The organism is Mycolicibacter senuensis, assembly GCF_003284925.1.
In the GTDB taxonomy this organism is placed as follows: Bacteria; Actinomycetota; Actinomycetes; order Mycobacteriales; family Mycobacteriaceae; genus Mycobacterium; species Mycobacterium algericum_A.
This window is the reverse complement of the sequence record NZ_QMEX01000285.1, coordinates 1-1,663: the sequence shown is the minus strand read 5'-3', so window position 1 is coordinate 1,663 and position 1,663 is coordinate 1. Positions and strand designations below refer to the sequence as shown.

Annotated in this window: 3 protein-coding genes; 2 read left to right on the top strand and 1 reads right to left on the bottom strand. The window is 66.3% G+C overall.

Annotated features, from left to right (window positions below; genetic code table 11):
- Window positions 1-130: 130 nt before the first annotated feature.
- Together DQP56_RS24150 and DQP56_RS24145 are read left to right on the top strand one after the other, a co-directional pair.
- Window positions 131-361, top strand: a complete 231-nt coding sequence (locus DQP56_RS24150; protein ID WP_085266414.1) for a hypothetical protein — start codon at window positions 131-133, stop codon at window positions 359-361.
- The gene (locus DQP56_RS24145; RefSeq protein ID WP_133056015.1) at window positions 358-951 is read left to right on the top strand and encodes a hypothetical protein; all 594 of its coding nucleotides are present in this window, start codon (window positions 358-360) and stop codon (window positions 949-951) included. Before DQP56_RS24150 ends, DQP56_RS24145 begins: the two co-directional genes overlap by 4 nt.
- A 465-nt stretch (window positions 952-1,416) precedes the next feature.
- On the opposite strand, the gene DQP56_RS25075 is transcribed toward DQP56_RS24145, so the two are convergent.
- Window positions 1,417-1,663: hypothetical protein (locus tag DQP56_RS25075; protein ID WP_205868975.1), on the bottom strand; the 247-nt coding region annotated here is incomplete at its 5' end.

The following is a 1,663-nucleotide window of genomic DNA, read 5'->3' as shown; positions in this document are numbered from 1 at the left end:
GATTGTATGAGGGGGTGTGTTGTCGGTGGGTGTTTGTAGTGTGGGTGGTGTCGGGCGAGGGGTTGTGTTGTGCGGCAGGTGTTCTCCGGTTTGTAGCTGGGGTGTGAGTCCGGGAAGGGGCTGTTTGGAGATGTTGGTGTTTGTCGATGATGAGGGCGATGTGGTGTTCGTGGAGCAGTTGTCGCTTGAGGAGGCGCGTGCGGTGTTGGCGCGGTTGGTGGCGCAGATCGCCGCGGTGGCTGAGCGTATTGAGTGTTTGGAGGATGAGGAGGCGCGGGAGCGGGTGGTGGAGGCGGGTGTGGAGCACGCGCGGGAGTTGTTCGAGGATGTGGCGCAGGAGTTGTTGGGTGGTGTTGCGTGAGTGCGGTGGGAGGGCCGGGGACTTCGGTTCCCGGCCTGGGTGGTGCTGCTGGTGTCGGGTTGGTGCCGTTGCGGGTGGTTCGTGATGCAGCGAGGTTTGAGGCGTGGTGGTTGTCCTGGGGGGCCGATGTTGAGCTGCTTGGCGAGTTGGTCGCCATGATCGGCGATGTGTGCGAGGCGGAGTGTGGTCTGTCGGCGTTGCTCTCGGAGGTGTTTGAGGATGCCGGCCCGGTGCCGGTGTGGCTGCGGGTGGAGGGTTTGCGGGCGGGGGTGGTGCCGGGGTGGTTGAGCGTGAGTGTGGAGGCCGCCTACGGCGGTGATGGCACACGTGATGGGGCGGAGGTGCTGCTGTGCTTGACCCCGCAGCGTGTTGGCCCGCGGCCCGCTGATTGGGAAGACCCAGCGGCTGCGGCGCTGCCGGGGCTGTTGGTGTCGGCGTATGTCAGTAAGCCGCATCGGGTGTTCGCGCCGGCCCCTGGGGCGCCCCTGTTGGAGGCGGTGGCCGAGGTGATCGATACGGCCCTGTTGTTGGTGAACGCTGAGCTGGTGGAGCGGGATCGGTTCAGTGTGTTGGTTCGGCGGCCGGCGTAGCCGGCGGCCTAAGCGGGTGCGAGGGTGGGTCGGCTCTGTCGGGGTCGGCCCATCCGGCTTTCTGGGCGCCCGGGGCCGGGGGCCGCGCGGTGTTGCCGGCGGAGCCGGTGGTCTGTTCGGCGGGTGCGGCGGGTGGGGTCGCCGCATGAATTGTATGAGGGGGTGTGGTGGGGGTGGGCTGTGTCGCCGGGGTGGTGTCGAGATTGTGTGAGCGGGCTCGTGGGTGATCCCCTGCGGGCCGGTGGGGGTTTGCGCCGCTGAGGCCTGGTGCGTGGCTGTGTGGGGGCGTGAGCCCTGTGCGCGGGGGTGTCTGGCGGTGAGGCGGCTGGCGGCCGCCGGGTTGTCGGCGGTGGTGGCCGACCGCGGGGTGCGGTGTGCTCGAGGGGCGCCGGTGTCAGCCGGCGGCCGGCGCCGCGATGACGCATTGAGGTGAGCATAAATAGTATGAGGGGGTAAGAACGTAATCTATTGGTACACAACGGCAATGCCGAAAGGCATTGGCAGGCCACAAGATACGTGTAGAATAGGAAACATGAAGGCGCGCAATGCAATACGGTCGGCGGCAACGCCGACGACGGACGGAAAACGAAACACCAAGCAACACAACACAATACAGAACACCACCACCAGAAGCGGCGAAGCCGCGACCAGCACCCAGCCAACAACGAAACCGCAACGCGCACAACACAATCTAGCCACCCGCCCGATAGCC

Excerpts from the sequence above, each read along its gene's own strand:
- DQP56_RS24150 (WP_085266414.1), top strand. The coding sequence starts at position 131 with ATGTTGGTGTTTGTCGATGATGAGGGCGATGTGGTGTTCGTGGAGCAG.